At 49.0% G+C, this 16402-nt stretch carries 16 protein-coding genes; 1 reads left to right on the forward strand and 15 read right to left on the reverse strand.

Annotated features, from left to right (window positions below):
- Nucleotides 1-21 precede the first annotated feature (21 nt).
- From priA to H2R00_RS06690, 7 genes are all read right to left on the reverse strand, one after another.
- Complete coding sequence (gene priA / locus H2R00_RS06660) at nucleotides 22-2439, reverse strand: primosomal protein N' (protein ID WP_182070702.1); 2418 nt, start codon at nucleotides 2437-2439, stop codon at nucleotides 22-24.
- Nucleotides 2436-3653 (reverse strand): bifunctional phosphopantothenoylcysteine decarboxylase/phosphopantothenate--cysteine ligase CoaBC, encoded by a 1218-nt coding sequence (gene coaBC / locus H2R00_RS06665; protein ID WP_154997731.1) that lies wholly within the window; start codon nucleotides 3651-3653, stop codon nucleotides 2436-2438. Before coaBC ends, priA begins: the two co-directional genes overlap by 4 nt.
- A gap of 81 nt (nucleotides 3654-3734) precedes the next feature.
- A complete protein-coding gene (gene rpoZ / locus H2R00_RS06670; protein ID WP_154997733.1) occupies nucleotides 3735-3935 on the reverse strand; it encodes a DNA-directed RNA polymerase subunit omega in 201 nt (66 codons plus the stop codon).
- Nucleotides 3936-3937: 2 nt separating this feature from the next.
- Nucleotides 3938-4552, reverse strand: coding sequence for a guanylate kinase (gene gmk, locus H2R00_RS06675; protein WP_003181659.1), 615 nt, complete (start codon nucleotides 4550-4552; stop codon nucleotides 3938-3940).
- Between the two features lie 7 nt (nucleotides 4553-4559).
- Complete coding sequence (remA, locus tag H2R00_RS06680; protein ID WP_003181657.1) at nucleotides 4560-4829, reverse strand: extracellular matrix/biofilm regulator RemA; 270 nt, start codon at nucleotides 4827-4829, stop codon at nucleotides 4560-4562.
- Between the two features lie 75 nt (nucleotides 4830-4904).
- Nucleotides 4905-5780, reverse strand: coding sequence for a YicC/YloC family endoribonuclease (locus H2R00_RS06685; RefSeq protein WP_154997735.1), 876 nt, complete (start codon nucleotides 5778-5780; stop codon nucleotides 4905-4907).
- Nucleotides 5781-5890: 110 nt separating this feature from the next.
- On the reverse strand, nucleotides 5891-8563 hold the full coding sequence (locus tag H2R00_RS06690; protein ID WP_154997737.1) for a calcium-translocating P-type ATPase, SERCA-type: 2673 nt from the start codon (nucleotides 8561-8563) through the stop codon (nucleotides 5891-5893).
- Nucleotides 8564-8709: 146 nt separating this feature from the next.
- Here H2R00_RS06690 and H2R00_RS06695 point away from each other — a divergent pair, with 146 nt between their 5' ends.
- Entirely contained in the window at nucleotides 8710-10422 is a 1713-nt protein-coding gene (locus H2R00_RS06695; protein WP_154997739.1) for an Rqc2 family fibronectin-binding protein, read from the forward strand.
- Between the two features lie 18 nt (nucleotides 10423-10440).
- On the opposite strand, the gene H2R00_RS06700 is transcribed toward H2R00_RS06695, so the two are convergent.
- The 8 genes from H2R00_RS06700 to H2R00_RS06735 all read right to left on the reverse strand — a co-directional run bounded on the left by H2R00_RS06700 (nucleotide 10441) and on the right by H2R00_RS06735 (nucleotide 16377).
- Nucleotides 10441-10935, reverse strand: a complete 495-nt coding sequence (locus H2R00_RS06700; RefSeq protein WP_182070703.1) for an NAD(P)-dependent oxidoreductase — start codon at nucleotides 10933-10935, stop codon at nucleotides 10441-10443.
- On the reverse strand, nucleotides 10916-11701 hold the full coding sequence (locus tag H2R00_RS06705; RefSeq protein ID WP_182070704.1) for a sirohydrochlorin chelatase: 786 nt from the start codon (nucleotides 11699-11701) through the stop codon (nucleotides 10916-10918). The genes H2R00_RS06700 and H2R00_RS06705 overlap by 20 nt, the downstream gene beginning before the upstream one ends.
- Before the next feature lies 1 nt (nucleotide 11702).
- On the reverse strand, nucleotides 11703-12476 hold the full coding sequence (cobA, locus tag H2R00_RS06710; RefSeq protein ID WP_182070705.1) for a uroporphyrinogen-III C-methyltransferase: 774 nt from the start codon (nucleotides 12474-12476) through the stop codon (nucleotides 11703-11705).
- Between the two features lie 151 nt (nucleotides 12477-12627).
- Nucleotides 12628-13221, reverse strand: coding sequence for an adenylyl-sulfate kinase (cysC, locus tag H2R00_RS06715; RefSeq protein ID WP_182070706.1), 594 nt, complete (start codon nucleotides 13219-13221; stop codon nucleotides 12628-12630).
- A 13-nt stretch (nucleotides 13222-13234) separates the two neighbouring features.
- Nucleotides 13235-14371, reverse strand: a complete 1137-nt coding sequence (gene sat, locus H2R00_RS06720; protein WP_182070707.1) for a sulfate adenylyltransferase — start codon at nucleotides 14369-14371, stop codon at nucleotides 13235-13237.
- A 25-nt stretch (nucleotides 14372-14396) separates the two neighbouring features.
- A complete protein-coding gene (locus tag H2R00_RS06725) occupies nucleotides 14397-15461 on the reverse strand; it encodes a sulfate permease (protein WP_154997749.1) in 1065 nt (354 codons plus the stop codon).
- Between the two features lie 11 nt (nucleotides 15462-15472).
- Nucleotides 15473-16174 carry a phosphoadenylyl-sulfate reductase gene (locus H2R00_RS06730; RefSeq protein WP_011197966.1) on the reverse strand — a complete coding sequence of 234 codons (702 nt, stop codon included), beginning with the start codon at nucleotides 16172-16174 and terminating at the stop codon, nucleotides 15473-15475.
- A gap of 86 nt (nucleotides 16175-16260) precedes the next feature.
- Nucleotides 16261-16377, reverse strand: a complete 117-nt coding sequence (locus H2R00_RS06735; protein ID WP_369878884.1) for a YezD family protein — start codon at nucleotides 16375-16377, stop codon at nucleotides 16261-16263.
- Between the last annotated feature and the right edge of the window lie 25 nt (nucleotides 16378-16402).

Raw genomic sequence — 16402 nt, forward strand, 5'->3', positions numbered from 1 at the left:
CCCTCCATCACACTGTTATTTTTACATCATCATATATGGATTCATGTCGATCGAAATCGTCAATTGCTTTTGTTCAATGTCGCGTTTGTAATGATCCATAATGTTTTTAAGCAACGATGTAAGCTGGTTTTCCTGTTTGTATTTTATCACGCATTGATAGCGATATCTATCTTTGATCCTGGCGATCGGCGATGCGACAGGGCCGAGAATCTTCGCCTCACTTGAAATGTTCTGTTTTAAATAGTTGGCGATTTTTTCAGTCACGAGTGCCGCCTTCGTCACTTCTTCGTGCGATACGCCGACCAGCGCCAAATAATAATAAGGAGGGTAGGCCTGTTCCCTTCTGTGCAGCATCTCCTGCCGGAAGAATGTTTCATAATCGTGTGTTTTCGTGAGCTGAATGCTGTAATGGGACGGTGTGTACGTCTGAATGATCACCTTGCCCGGCTTTTCGTGGCGCCCAGCTCTTCCGCTCACCTGCGTCATCAGCTGGAACGTTTTTTCAGCGGCTCTGAAATCGGGGATGTGAAGCATCGTATCCGCGCTCAAAACACCGACGAGCGTGACGTTTTCGAAATCGAGCCCTTTGGCGATCATCTGTGTTCCAAGCAGGATATCGGCTTCGCCTCTGCCAAAGGATGTGAGCAGCTTTTCATGCGCTCCTTTTCTTGAGGTTGTATCGACATCCATGCGGATCACCCTTGCAGCCGGCAGAACCTTTGTCAATTCTTCTTCGACCCGCTGCGTGCCTGTACCAAAGTAGCGGATATGCTCGCTTCCGCATTCGGGGCAGCTTGACGGCATACCGGTTTCATAGCCGCAGTAATGACACTTCAGACGCTGTCCATACCTGTGGTACGTCAATGAAATTTCGCAATGAGGACACTGGATGACATATCCGCAGTCTCTGCACATGACAAATGAGGAATATCCCCTTTTGTTTAAAAACAGAACGGCTTGCTCTCCTTTTTCAAGGGTTTCCTCAAGTCCGGCCATTAAGTCTTTGGAAAACATCGAACGGTTTCCGCTGCGCAGTTCCTCTCTCATATCGACGAGAGACACGTCAGGCATGACTTGGTGATTGACGCGGTGCTTGAGAGAAAGAAGTTTGTACACGCCTTTTTTCGCCCTTGCGAACGATTCGAGCGTTGGCGTCGCACTGCCGAGCACGACCGGACACCGGTGGTATTTGGCCCTTTGAATCGCCGCTTCTTTCGCATGGTATCTCGGCATCTCCTCCTGCTTGTACGATGTTTCGTGCTCTTCATCAATAATAATCATGCCGAGATTTTCAAACGGCGCGAAAATCGCCGAGCGCGCCCCGACGACGAGACGGACTTCTTTGCGGTGGATCTTCCGCCATTCATCATATTTTTCTCCTGTTGAAAGCCCGCTGTGCAGTACGGCTACCTGTGAGCCAAAGCGCCCTTTAAAGCGGTTGACCATCTGCGGCGTCAGCGAAATTTCCGGAACGAGGACGATCGCTTCTTTGCCGGCTTCCAGCACCTTTTCGATCGATTGCAGATAGACTTCCGTTTTTCCGCTTCCGGTCACTCCGTGAAGAAGAAACACATCGTGCCGCTTGTCTTCAATCGCATCTGCTATCGCCTCGTAGGCCTGCGCCTGCTCTTCAGTCAACGGAAGCGGTTCGGTTTTTTTGAACATTCTGTCCTGATAAGGATCCCTGTAAACCTCCTCTTCGCTCTCCTTTAACAGACCCTTATCGATCAGCGCTTTTAAGGACGCGGACGAGCCTCCCGTTTTGTCGATCAGATCTTTTGCCGGAACAGCATCGGCTTCTTTGCGATCGATGAAAAACTGAAGGACCGCTTTTTGTTTGACAGCTTGCGGGGAGAGGCCGTCAAGCGCTTCTTTTAAATGTTCTTTCGCGCGAAGGGGGGCGATCATTCTCCGCATTTTTTTATTTGTTTTCTGCTTTACTTTATACGCCACTTCAAGGTTGCCCTCTTGAACCTGGCGCTGAATCAGCTTTAATGTCCCGTGGTCATTTATATCGGAATAAGAAAGCGTTTTTTTTTGTGAGAACAGAGTTTTAAGCGGTTCGGGAAGCGGCTTATCGCCGATCACCTTGATTTCTTTGCCGTATTTTGCTTTCATAGCCGCGGGGAGCATCGCCTGCAAAGCCGTAATTTTAAAAGAAAGTGTTTTTTCTGTCAGCCAGTCTGACAGCTCGAGCAGCTCCTCCGTCAAAACGGGCGTCAGATCAAGGATATCCTCGACATCCTTAACCGAACGGCCGGCGAGCTCCGACGATTCTTTCACACCGGTGACAAATCCCTGGATTTTGCGGGCGCCGAACGGAACAATCACGCGCATTCCTTTTTTAATCATACCTTTGAATTTGTCGGGAATGCGGTAGTCAAACGGTCTGTCGATATTTTTTGTTGTAACATCGACGATCACTTCAGCAAAATTCATGAGGACGTCCCGCTCCGTCCGGCAAGCTCAGCGGCTTCCTTCAAGACTTCGGCGGCAACCTCCCGTTTTGACATCAGAGGGTGTGCCGTCTTTTTGCCGTCTCGATGAAACACCGTCACGATGTTGGTTTCCGTTCCAAAACCGGCGCCTTCAGCTGTGATATTGTTGGCGACAATCATATCAAGATTTTTTGTCTCCAGCTTTTGTTTGGCATAGTCTTCGACGTGCTGCGTTTCGGCAGCAAAGCCGACCAAGATTTGCTTTGTTTTCCGCTCTCCCAGGGCTTTTAAAATATCCTTCGTGCGCTCAAGCTCAATGACGAGGCCGCCGTCCTTTTTCTTCATTTTTTGATCGTGAACATGCTTTGGCCTGTAATCAGCGACAGCTGCTGTTTTAATGACGATGTCGCTCTTATCGAAAACGGATAGTGCCGCTTGATACATATCTTCTGCAGACTGAACATGAATAACGTCAACTCCTGCGGGATCATCAAGCGCTGTCGGGCCGGCAATCAGCGTCACGCGCGCTCCCATTCTTGCTGCTTCCTCAGCAAAAGCATAGCCCATTTTCCCTGTCGAACGGTTGGAGAAAAAGCGGACGGGATCGATTTGTTCTCTTGTCGGGCCCGCTGTAATTAAGACACGCTTTCCTTCAAGCAAACCGCTTTTTTCGTTTGAAAAATACGACTCGGCCAACTGGACGATCCGCTCAGGCTCTTCAAGTCTGCCTTTGCCGATATAGCCGCACGCAAGGTAGCCTTCACTCGGCTCGATAAACCGGTAGCCGTCTTTGTAAAGAACGCTAATGTTCCGCTGAACAGCCGGGTGGTCGTACATATGGACATTCATCGCCGGAGCGATCCATACGGGGGCTGTTGTCGCCAAAAGCGTCGTCGTCAGCATGTCGTCGGCAATGCCTGAAGCAAGTTTTCCGATCACATTGGCCGTTGCCGGAGCAACGATCACCAAATCCGCCCAATCTGCGGCATCGATATGGGCGATGACACGGGGATTCGGTTCTTCGAACGTATTGGTATATACTTCATTGCGCGAAAGCGCTTGAAAGGTGAGCGGAGATACAAATTCACAGGCGGATTTTGTCATGATGACTTTCACATTGGCTCCTGCCTGTACGAGCTTGCTCGTCAAGGCGGCCGCTTTGTATACCGCGATTCCTCCGCTTACTCCCAGCAGGATGTTGCGATTTTTCAGCATCGTTTTTCTCCCCCTTATGTTCTGTTCGCCGGCCCTGAAAAAAATAACAACCTAGTGTATAGGTTGCTATTTTTAAGGCTATTAGCGATTTTCCTTTTCGAATGTAAGCAGTCCGGCATCGATTTCTTCCAGTGCTTTGCCAACATATTTATGCGACTTCGGATTTTCGATCTGCTGATCTTTGTTGATCTGCATTTCGCGCGCACGTCGTGCCGATACGGTAACGAGCGTGTATTTTGAATCCAGTTTATTCATTAAAGAGTCAATTGACGGATCTAGCATAATTATTCAACCTCCAGCATTTTCTTATATCTTGGAGCAACGCGGTCGCGCCGTAAATGTTCGGCGAGAACGATTGCTTTGATTCTTTCGCATGCAAGCTCAATGCTGTCATTTTCGACAACATAGTCATACGCGTCCATCAGTTCGATTTCTTCCTTCGCCGCTTTCATCCGGTTCTCGATCAGGGCTTCTGTTTCTGTCCCTCTTGTGACAATCCGGTTTTTCAATTCGGCAAGGCTCGGAGGCGCCAAAAAGATAAACAAGCCTTCTGGAAATGCCTTTCTGACTTGCAGCGCACCCTGGACTTCGATTTCGAGAAAAACGTCTCTTCCACTTTCAAGGGTCTGTTCGACGTAGTCAACGGGTGTTCCGTAATAGTTGCCGACATATTCGGCCCATTCGAGCAGCTTGTTGTTCTCGATCATCTCTTCGAACTCTTCGCGCGTCTTAAAAAAGTAGTCGACGCCGTCTCTTTCGCCTTGCCGCGGTTTTCTTGTCGTCACCGAAATTGAATATTCAAATTTTGTGTCCTCCTGAGCAAACAGCGCCTGCCTGACTGTCCCTTTTCCGACGCCTGAAGGGCCGGAGAGAACGATTAATAAACCTCTTTCTTTCATAAAGCTCTTATCCCTGCCCTTCATCCATAATTTCTTCTTTAACGGAAAGCCTTTGTGCTACTGTCTCAGGCTGGACGGCAGATAAGATGATATGGTCACTGTCCATAATGACAACCGCACGGGTTCTTCTTCCATATGTAGCATCTATAAGCATGCCGCGGTCTCTGGCATCCTGGATCATCCGCTTAATAGGCGCGGACTCCGGACTCACAATCGAGATCAGCCGATTGGCGGATATGATATTTCCAAAGCCGATATTGATCAGTTTAATCGTCATCCTATACGTTCCCCCTGTACTTGGACGTCTCTAGTTTAACCTGCAGAGAACATCCGTAAACAATACGCACAATCGCTATTCTATATTTTGCACTTGTTCTTTTATTTTTTCAATAGAGCTTTTCATTTCGACCACATGTTTTGTGATCTGGTGATCATTCGCTTTTGAACCGATCGTGTTCGCTTCACGGTTGAGCTCCTGGACGAGGAAATCGAGCTTTCTCCCCGCGGCCCCGCCCGCTTCGCATATATCGCGGAACTGGCGGAAATGGCTTTTCAGCCTCGTCACTTCTTCCGTGATATCCGAACGGTCTGCAAACAGTGCGACTTCCGTCAACAGACGGCTTTCATCGAGACCGTCTGTTGACCATTCTTCAAGCCGTGCCTCAAGGCGTTCCCGATAGTGCTCGACGACCTTGGGAGCAAGCTCTGCGATGTCGTCTGTCAACTTTTCAAGCCTTTCAATATGCTGAAGGCAGTCATCCTTCAGTCTCAGCCCTTCTGCTTCACGCATGCTGCACAATTCAATAACGGCAGCCTCAACCGCATCAAGAAGGACCTCTTCAAGCTTGTCATTTTGAATCGGCTCTTCTTCGACTTGGATGACATGCTCAAACTGAAAGGCGTCTTGAAGCGTGATCTCTCCAGAAAGCCGGCAGCGGTCTTTCATTTCGCGCGCCGCTTTCTGGTACTCTTCAAGCAGCGGCCAGTCAACCTGGATTTTCCGGGTGACCAAAGCCTCGTCGTCAACGGACACGAACAGCTCGAGGCGCCCCCTTTGTATATGGTTAAAAATCGTTTGCTTTATTTTGTCTTCTAAATAGAGCAAAGGTCTTGGCATGCGTGCATTTACTTCTTTAAACCGATAGTTGACAGATTTCAGCTCAACAGCTGCTGTCAGCCCATCCTTCGTTTTGCTCGCGCTGCCGAAACCGGTCATACTCCGTATCATAAAACACACCCAATTCCGTATAAGTGAAAAAGACTTTCTTTGATTTAAATTTACGCAAGATGAAAAGGCAATAGAAACCTCTATTACCTTTAAGATTATATCATACAAGCCTATTTTTTTCTTGTCAAAAGTGACCCGGCCAATAAAAAAGTTGGAATCGCCGACATTCCGACAATCAGGAGCCAGTCTGCCATTAAAATCGGAACCGTATGGAAAATCGGCTGCAGCGGCGGATAATAAATAACGACAAGCATCAAAAGAATCGAAGACAATACTGCGCCGAGCAAATATATGTTTTCAAACGGATTGCGGTCAAAGATGGACCGCTCGCTCCGGCAGTCGAACACGTGGATCAACTGCGCAAGGACAAGCGTTGCAAAAGCGACCGTCTGTGCATACTCAAGCGCTTCTGGATTGCGATTGTAAATGAACATAAACGCCCCGAGTGTGGCGATTCCGATTAAAAAGCCGCGCGATACGACCTTCCAGCCGAGCCCCCTTGCAAACACGCCTTCTTTCGGACTCCGCGGCTTCCTCTGCATCACATCGTCTTCAGGCTGATCCATGCCGAGCGCCATGGCAGGCAGGCCGTCTGTCACAAGGTTGACCCAAAGAATCTGTATCGGGACAAGCGGCAGCGGCAGAGCGAGCAGCATTGCAAACAGCATGACCAAAATTTCGCCGACATTGGATGCGAGCAAGTATCTGATGAACTTTCTAATATTTTCATAGATATTGCGCCCTTCCTTGATGGCCGATTTAATCGTTGCAAAATTATCATCGACAAGGATGAGCGACGACGCCTCCTTGGCGACATCCGTTCCCGTAATCCCCATCGATATGCCGATATCCGCCTGTTTAATCGCAGGGGCATCATTGACTCCGTCTCCTGTCATGGCGACGATGTGGCCGTTTTCCTGGTAGGCGGTCACGATCTTCAGCTTATGTTCGGGCGACACCCTTGCAAACACGTAAACATCGTCAACAACTTCCACCAATTCTTCCTGCGAGAGTTCGTTCAGCATCTGGCCGTCCATGACCTTTCCGCGCGGAGGCAATAATCCGAGATCTTTTGCGATCGCCGTTGCCGTTATCACATGGTCGCCGGTGATCATGACCGTTTTGATCCCCGCTTCCCGGCATTCTTTAATCGCTGTTTTCACTTCGGGCCGCGGCGGATCGATCATCCCTAACAGCCCAATAAAAGTTAAGCCTGACTCCGCTTTTTCAAACGAGGGATTTTCTGTTTCTTTGATCGGTTTATACGCGACAGCAATCGTTCTCAGCGCTTGGGACGCAAGTGTTTCCAGCGCCGCGCTTGTTTCGGCGAGCCTTTCCTTTGTGAAGATTTCGCGCTTTTCTTCTGTCAGCGTATGCGACGAACGCTTCATCAATACATCCGGCGCGCCCTTTGTAATGACAAAGCGCTTGCCGCTCTTGTCTTCCACAATGACAGACATCATTTTCCGCGTCGAATCAAACGGAAACTCCTCGATGATTTTAAAATGTTCGTCAACATATCTGTCCGTAAAACCTGCTTTTCGAGCCGCCGTCAGCAAAGCGCCTTCAGTGGGATCGCCGTCAAGACGAAACTCCCCGTCTTTTTCGATAATCGAAGATGAGTTGCATAATGCGCCGAACAATAGTACCTGTTGGAGCGGTTTATGGTGCTTGGCTTGGACGTCGCGCCCGTTCATGCTGAAAGAGCCTTCGGGTTCGTAGCCGATCCCTGACACGTTCCACGTTTTCCCGCCTGACCAGACATGGGTGACCGTCATTTTGTTCTGCGTCATCGTCCCGGTTTTATCAGAGCAAATAATGGACGCGCAGCCAAGTGTCTCAACCGCGGGGAGCTTTCTGACAATCGACTTTTGCCTGATCATCCGCTGTACGCCGAGAGACAGAGCGACCGTGACAATGGCCGGCAGCCCTTCAGGTATGGCAGCGACGGCAAGGGAAACTCCCGCTAAAAACATGCTGTATAGATCATGTCCCTGGATGACGCCGGCAGCAACGACAAGCAGCGTCAGGAACAAAGCGGCGACAATCAAAATTTTGCCGAGCTCTTCAAGCCTTCTTTGCAGCGGGGTCGCCGTATTCCCGGCAGATTCAAGCATATCGGCAATTTTCCCCATCGCAGAGTTCATTCCCGTGCCGATGACGACACCGGTGCCGCTCCCCCTTGTGACAAGCGTTCCCATGAAAGCCATATTCTTCAGATCACCCAGCGATACATCGGACGCCTGAAAAGCTTCTGCCTGTTTAGACACGGGGAGCGATTCACCCGTAAGGGCCGATTCTTCTATTTCAAGGCTCTTTGTCTCGATAAGCCTGAGATCGGCGCCGATTCTGTCTCCGCTTGCAAAACGGACAACATCTCCCGGAACAAGCTCTTTGGAAGGGAGCTTCACCCAGTCTCCCTCCCGGAGCACAGCCACTTGAGGAGCTGACAGTTCTTTCAAAGCCTCGAGCGATCTTTCCGCCCGCCTCTCCTGAAAGAATCCGAGAATGCCGTTTACAAAGATGATCGCGATGATCGCGATGGCGTCAATATATTCGCCGAGAAAACCCGAAATCAACGTGGCCGCAAGCAAAACAAGAACCATGAAATCCTTGAATTGAGAAAAAAACAATGCGACCGCCGATGTTTTTTCCCCTTCCTGAAGTTCGTTTGTTCCGTGTCTTTCCAGCCGCTTTTCGGCCTCTTTTTCTGTTAAACCTTTGTCGATGGACGTTTTTGTTATATTTAACAATTCGGTTTGTCCCATCTCGTGCCATTTCATTGAATCGTCCACTCCTCCTGCCCTAAAGGTTGCTTTTTGTTTATCCATCTCTATAAGTCAATTTATTCAGACTCGTCCCAAATCATGCTATAATTATTGAATGGACGCTTTACGAAGAGGATTAACGAGAAAAGGGAGTTTTTCATATGTCTTTTGACGGCATTTTTACATACGGAATGATCGATGAATTAAATGAGACGATTCGAGGCGGACGGATCGCAAAAATCCACCAGCCGTTTAAGCACGAGCTCGTGTTTCATATCAGAGCGAACGGGCAGAACCGCAAATTGCTGCTCTCTGCCCACCCGAGTTATGCGCGGGTTCACCTGACAAACGAAACCTATGGCAACCCGAGCACCCCTCCGATGTTCTGCATGCTCCTCCGCAAACATCTGGAAGGCGGCTTTATCGACCAAGTCGAGCAAATCGGCATGGACAGAATGATGGTCTTTCATATCAGGAGCCGGAACGAAATCGGCGACACGCTGACAAGAAAGCTGATGGTCGAAATCATGGGAAGGCACAGCAACATCGTGTTAACCGACGGAGAAAAAGACGTCATCATCGACAGTTTGAAACATCTGTCACCTTCGGTGAACAGCTACCGCACCGTGCTCCCGGGATACGATTACATTCTCCCTCCCGCACAGAACAAATTGTCCCCGCTGGAAGCGGAGACTGAAGATATTCTTCGCCATCTTAATTTCCAGGAAGGCAAACTGGACAGGCAGATCGTCGATACCTTTTCCGGCGTCTCGCCTCTGTTTGCGAAAGAAGCCGTCTTTCGTGCGGGCCTTGCCAACAGGGCGACACTGCCAAGCGTCTTGACGGGGATGTTCAGCGAAATCAAAAACCGGCGTTTTCAGCCCCAGCTTGTCACGACAGAAGATGGAAAAGAATATTTTTACCTTCTTGAGCTGACCCATATAAAAGGCGATAACAGACCCTTTCATACGCTGAGCGAACTTCTTGACCGCTACTATTTCGGAAAAGCAGAGCGGGACCGCGTCAAACAGCAGGCTCATGATTTAGAGCGTTTCGCGGCAAACGAAAAGAAAAAAAACGAAAACAAAATCAAAAAGCTGCAAAAAACGCTTGAGCAGTCCGAACACGCGAAAGATTATCAGCTGTACGGAGAGCTGTTGACCGCGAACCTGTACCAGCTGAAAAAAGGAGACAAAGAAGCGAAAGTCATCAACTACTATGATGAAAACGGCAGAGAAATCACGATTCCGCTCAATCCGAATAAAACGCCTTCTGAAAACGCACAAAGCTATTTTACAAAATATCAAAAAGCAAAAAATTCGGTGGACGTCGTGAAGGAGCAGATCAGATTGGCAGAAGAGGAAATCGCTTATTTCGACCAGCTGATTCAGCAGCTTTCGTCTGCCTCTCCGAAAGATATAACCGAAATCCGCGAAGAGCTCGCCGAAGGAAAGTATTTGCGTGCCAAACAGCAAGGGGGCCAGAAAAAACAGAAAAAACAGGCGCCGACGCTCGAAGCATACGAATCCAGCGCAGGAGAAACGATTCTCGTCGGCAAAAACAACAAGCAGAACGAATATTTGACGATGAAGCTTGCCGCCCGCGACCACATCTGGCTTCACACGAAAGATATTCCGGGATCGCACGTCGTCATCCAATCGAGCGATCCGGACGAGCAAACCATTCTTGAAGCGGCGCAGATCGCTGCATATTACAGCAAAGCGAAAAACTCCGCTTCGGTTCCTGTCGACTATACAAAAATACGCCACGTCAAAAAACCGAATGGCGCCAAACCCGGGTTTGTCACCTACGACAGCCAGCAAACCGTTTTTGTAACACCTGATGAAGACTTGGTCATCAAGCTGAAAAAATAATGCCAAAAGGCCTGAACCTCAAGGGTTCAGGCCTCTTCTTTTACGGAGAAGCTCGTCGATCTCTTGGACGAACTCATCATCGATCAAATCATCGATCTGTCCGGCCAGCTTGATCGTGTGACGCGGGCTTGCTCCGTTTGTCGAGACGGATATGGTTATGTTTCCTCTGTTGATTATTTTCGGAACATATACATTTCCAAGCTCTGCTTCACTCGCAACATTGACGAGCTGATCAGGAGCGGCTGATGCGGCGATTCGCCTGTTCGCCTCGTGGTCATCGGTCGCGATAATGATCAGAAATGCATCTTTGAAATCACCGGGTTCCGCTTCTTTCTTCTTCCATTCGATGCCGTGCTCTTCGATCAATCCGAGCATCTCTTCTGATGCTTCAGGACTGATGACGGTTGCGGATGCCCCTTCTGCCAGCACCGTTTTCAGCCGCCGTGCTGCAATCTTCCCCCCGCCTGCAATGACCGCGGCTTTGCCTTTCATGTTAATGTGAAGCGGCAGCATCTGATGCTCCTCTAAAATCAAAGCGGCCGGCTTTGTTGACAACCGCTTCCTCAACGCGGTGCAAAAAGGCGTTTTTCACATGGGGGTGGAAGCCGAGGTAATCCGTCAGCACGACATCCGGATTGGTTTCTTTCAGCTTTGCGGTTTCCCTTTCAATCTCGTTCATCAGCATACCGGTAAACAGCAGATACGGCACGATGAATGCCGTTTTTCCGTCCCGTTCTTTAAGCTGTTTAAACACATCCAGGTAGTGCGGTTCACAGGCTGTCATAAAGCAGGGAATGACCTCGTCAACGAGTGTGAGCTCTCTCAGCCGCTCGCAAATGTCATAGACATCCCGTTTGACATCCGGATCAGAGCTTCCCCTTCCGATCAAGACGACTCTTGCATGTTCATATGGCGTCCCCGTTTCTTCGATCCTTGTAAAAACCGCTTTGACGACTTCCTGATCGACGCCGATCGGCTTTCCGTAAGTGACGCTGACGGAAGGATATTGCGAGGAAGCACGGGCAAGCTCTTCAGGGATGTCCCTTTTGGCATGTGCGGCTGTCAATAGAAGAAGCGGCACGGCCGCGATATGCGTCGCTCCTTTTTCCACACACGCTTTAAAGCCGGTTTCGATATCCGGTGCTACAAGTTCCAAAAAAGAAATTTCCTGAATGGGGGCGGACATGTTTTCTTTGCAGCTCTCCAAAAAAGCGGCTGCTTCTGTTTGGGCTCTTTTCAGACGGCTTCCGTGGCCGATATATAAAATCGCTTGTTTCATATTAAAGTGCCTCGCTTAATGCCGGATCTTTCAGCTCGGGTTCAAACCAGCTTAACTGTGAGCTGAATTGAACGACATCCCCGATGACAATCAGGCACGGGTTTTCAATCTTTTCGCTTTCGACTGTACCGGCAAGCGTTTCAACCGTGCAAAGCACTGTTTTTTGTTTGTCCGTCGTTCCCCAATGGATGAAAGCGGCAGGCGTTGACGGATCTCTGCCGTTTTCGATCAGAAGCCTTTCAATTTGCTTCACGTTTTTAATCCCCATATAAATGACAAGCGTATCGATCCCAGTGGCTAACGCTTTCCACTTCTCTTCAAAACTTTCTTCTTTTTGATAATGGCCTGTCACGAAAGCGACGTTTGAACTCGCTTCCCGGTGTGTCACCGGAATGCCTGCATAAGCAGCAGCGGCAATTCCTGAGGTGATTCCCGGCACGATTTCAAAAGCAACCCCGTGTTCAGCGAGGGTTTGCGCTTCCTCGCCGCCTCTGCCGAATACGAAAGGATCGCCGCCTTTCAGTCTGACTACGGTTTTCCCTTTTTTCGCATACTTGACGAGAAAATGATTGATCGTTTCCTGCTTCATCATGTGGTAGTCCGGAAGCTTTCCGCAGTAGATGAGATCCGCTCCCTCCTTGGCATGCTGTAAAATCTGTTTATTCACAAGCCTGTCATACAAAATGACATCGGCTGTCTGGATGGCTTTTAAAGCTTTGATCGTCAGTAAATCGGGGTCTCCAGGACCTGCCCCAACGATATATACTTTCCCCATCTTAGATCTCCCCCCGATCTGATCAACGTCTTCTTCAATTCATTATAAATCATAAAGAAAGCGTTTGGTGCCTGAAAATATCACAAAAACCAAACGTTTTCTTTATGGAATAGGAAAGTGCATGTGCCGCACTTTCCTATTCACCCGCATTTTATTTCGTTTGATCTTTTACGTATTGGACGAGCTGATTTTTGCACTCCTCCCGGTTATGTGTGCCTGTATCAAGCACAAGCTCAGGTGTTTCAGGCTCTTCATAAGGCGAATCGATCCCCGTGAAAAATGGAATTTCCCCGTTTCTCGCTTTTTTGTACAAGCCTTTCGGGTCGCGCTCCTCACACGTCGCCAAATCGCATTTCACATAGACTTCGTGAAACTCATCTTCCTCGACAAGCTGTCTGACAAGCCCGCGGTCTTCTTGAAAAGGGGAAATGAACGCCGTAATGACGATCGTCCCCTGTTCGACAAAGAGCTTCGCGACCTCGCCGATCCGGCGGATGTTTTCCTTCCGGTCTTCATCGGAAAACCCGAGGTCCTTGTTCAGCCCGTGCCTGACGTTGTCGCCGTCAAGCACCGTGACCTGGTAGCCTTGTTCAAACAACTCACGCGCTGCGGCGTTGGCAATCGTTGATTTTCCTGAACCGCTCAAGCCCGTCAGCCAAATGATTGAGCTTTTATGTTTATTTTTCTCATGATATTCCCGTTTTGTAATGGACGCTTCATGCCAGACAATATCTTTTTTTACCAAGAGATGCTCCCCCTTAAGAAACCCCGGCCGTTAAGCCTTTGATTAATGTTTGAATGACTTCAGGACGGCTGAATGTGCTCGGCGGGAACTCGCCGTTTCTCAGCATGGCCCTCACCTTTGTGCCGGACAAAATGACATGATGTTCTTTGCCGTGAGGGCACGTCTTCGCAGTAGCCATTGACCCGCAGACATTGCAGTAGAAGCTGTGTTCGAATTTCAGCGGCGTAATGCCGATCTCTTCCGGCGCGAACTGATCGAACAGCTCCTGCGCTTCATATGTGCCGTAGTAATCGCCGACTCCGGCATGGTCTCTTCCGACGATAAAATGCGTGCATCCGTAGTTCTTTCTGACAAGCGCATGGAAGATCGCTTCCTTCGGCCCCGCATAGCGCATCGCCGCCGGAAAAACGCCGAGGAAGACGCGGTCTTTCGGGTAGTAGCCGTCAAGCAGCACCTGATAGCTTTCCATGCGGACATCAGCCGGAATATCGTCTGATTTTGTTTCCCCGACGAGCGGATTGAGGAAAAGGCCGTCTACCGTCTCCAGCGCCGTTTTTTGAATGTATTCGTGCGCTCTGTGAACCGGATTTCTCGTCTGGAATCCGACGATCGTTTTCCAGCCGAGTTCTGCGAATTTTTTTCTTGTTTCCAGAGGTTCGAATGTGTGCGCCGGGAATTGCTTGACGCTCCGTTTAATGAGCGTGATCGGCCCGCCCACATAAACGCTGCCGCGGTCAAACAATTTTTTGACACCCGGATGTTCGAGTTCGTCGGTTTTATAGATATTGACGGCTTCCGTTTTCTTGTCCGGCGTATAGATGTCTTCGATCTCAATGACGCCGCAGGTATCCCCATTATAGGTGAGGCGGACGGTGTCACCCGCTTTTAAGCTTGAAGCTTTTTCCCCGTCAACAGGCAGAGTGATCGGAAGCGTCCATACTTCGCCGCTTGATAGTCTCATATTTTCGACAACGGACAGATAGTCTTTCTCTGTCATAAATCCTTGGATCGGGCTGTACGCACCGATTCCGATCAGCTCCAAATCTGAAAAAGCCATTAAATCAAGCTCAATTTCCTGTGCGATATGTTGAAAATCGTATGCTTCATTGACGCGGTTAACCAATACACCGCCGTGTGGTGCTAAACTCATAAACTTGTTTCCCCCTACTTTGTGTTTAAATTCCTCCGCCTTGCTCATGGACGGAGCTGTGTTCTTTTTTGACCGCTCTCATCAGGCTGAGCGTTCCGACAGATGCCAGAAGGACGCTTGTGATGACGATGAGAGCATAATAGTCTCCTTTTAATAAAAGGCTGACCAGCATATAAGATAGGCTTAATGAAAGGAACGGCGAGACGACCCATACTTTCAGCATTGTTTTGACCACTTGTTTATGAAAGACGTTGCCGCCGTTTTTTGCCATTCCCATCCCTATAATAGAAGATGATGTGACTTGCGCAAGCGGAACCGGCAAACCGAAAATTGAACTGATGATGACAAGCCCGGCCCCTGTTCCGGAAAGGATGATCCCCTCTCCTTTTGAAAATCTCGTTATCTTTTTGCCGTTTGTTTCAAGAACGCGCCTGCCCAGTAAAAGGGCGCCTAGCGCGACAAACAGTCCGCCGTAGAGCGTTCCTTCCCCGACTGTCAAAACATGCGCCGCCACCAGAGGTCCGACAGCGTTTGCGACATTGTTCATGCCTGCTGAGAAGGCTTCAAAAAACCCGGTGATCAACAGAATGACCGCCAAAACCTTTGCTTTTTTTCCCGAGGCTGGACGTTTGATCGTTTTTTTCATGATTTTTGCCATCGCAAATGTAAACATAAAAGCGACGATTGGTACAATGACCCAAAATGAGACGATGACAAGCAAAGATTTCACATACAAAACCTGGTAAGCGACACCTACTCCGACAACAGATCCGACTGTCACTTCACTTGTCGAAAGCGGGATGCCAAGTACATTTGCGATAAAGAGCGACAGCGCCGCCGATCCGATAATAATGCAGACGATTTCGAGCGAAATCACCCGTTCAGGAATGATGCCTGAGCTGATCGTTTTCACGACGTTTCCGCCGCCGATGACGGCGCCCGAGAGAACGCCGGCTGCACAGATCAGAAGGGCATGAAACTTCTTTTTGACGGCTTCAGATCCGTAGGCGATTCCCATTGAAGCAGCTGCACCGCTCGCTCCGATATTCATCGCAAAAAACATGCTAAATAAAATGGCGGCAAGTTCCATGACTCATCTCCTTACTCGTGTAATCCGCATTCTGTTTTAGCCGATCCGTTCCAGCGGCCTGATCGAAGATCATCCATCGTAAAGGCCGGAGAGGTGCACGGAGCGCAGCCGATGCTCGGATAGCCTTGATCATGAAGCGGGTTGTATGGGAGATCGTGTTTTGTCACATATCTCCAAATATCCTTCCACGTCCAATGAATGAGCGGACAAACTTTGATGGACTTGAATTTTTCATCTTTGTTCAAAAAGTTCGTTTTGCTCCGCCCGGGCGATTGCTCGCGGCGCAGGCCTGACAGCCAAGCCGGGTAGCCTGATAGCGTCTCGCGGAGAGGAATGACCTTCCTCATTTCACAGCAGGAATTCGGAGCGGTCTTCCATAGTTCGTCCCCATATTCTTTCGCCTGCTCTTCGACGGTAAGCTCCGGTTTTTTCATGATAATCTGAAGGCCTGGATATCGTTCTTTGACAGCGTCGATCGTTTCATATGTTTCTTTAAAATGAAGCCCTGTATCAAGGAAAACGATGACTGCATCTTTTTTAACCTTATAAATCAAATCGATCAGGACGATCCCCTCAATTCCGAAGCTGCACGCATATACGAGCTGATCCCCGTAATGTCCGTACGCCCATTTCAGGACGGACAGCGCTCCTTTATAAGAGTCATCTTCCTGAAAAGAGATGTTTGGTTCCTCCCATGTGCTGTAAGTAAAAATTTTCGGTTCCCCCTTTTTTTTGCCAACAAAAAAACGGCTTCCAGCAGAAAAAAACTGTGAAAACCGCCTCTAGTTTGTCTAGTCAGCTATTTCAATCTTATTTTTTCATTTTTTTCGATTTGAATGACTTTGCCGTCCTGAACAACGAATGTGATCGATCCGTAATTCATGTCTTTCAGCATGTCTTTCATTTTGATGATCACCTTTTCAAGCTGTTCATCTGTCTTC

This window comes from Bacillus haynesii (genome assembly GCF_014042035.1).
In the GTDB taxonomy this organism is placed as follows: Bacteria; Bacillota; Bacilli; order Bacillales; family Bacillaceae; genus Bacillus; species Bacillus haynesii.